Here is a 347-nt window from a genome sequence, read left to right on the forward strand (position 1 = left end):
CCGCATAGTCCAACGCGATTTTCTCTGCTTCCTTCAACGATGACAAAGGCGTGCTCTGCGCCCGCGCGGTCGGCAGACCCGGTGACTGTAGAATGGCGCCCCGGAACAGCCCGCGTGACAGTGGCGATATCATATGCGCCATCACCGAGCCGCCACCGGCCGACTCTCCGAAGATCGTCACTTTCTTCGGATCGCCGCCGAAGGCTTCGATATTTTGCTGGACCCATTTCAGGGCGGCCAGCTGATCCATGTAACCATAGTTGCCGACGGGCTCGTCAGGGGATTCCTTGATCAGCGCCGGATGGGCAAAATAACCCAGTCGGCCCATGCGGTAGTTCATGCTGACG

At 59.7% G+C, this 347-nt stretch carries 1 protein-coding gene; it reads right to left on the bottom strand.

Going from position 1 to position 347, the window contains the following annotated elements; all coding sequences use genetic code 11:
- Positions 1 to 347 (bottom strand): carboxylesterase family protein (locus tag AF337_RS12205; protein ID WP_152971019.1); only part of this gene is annotated, 347 nt, incomplete at both ends.

This window comes from Rhizobium ecuadorense (genome assembly GCF_001187535.1).
Classification (GTDB): Bacteria; Pseudomonadota; Alphaproteobacteria; order Rhizobiales; family Rhizobiaceae; genus Rhizobium; species Rhizobium ecuadorense.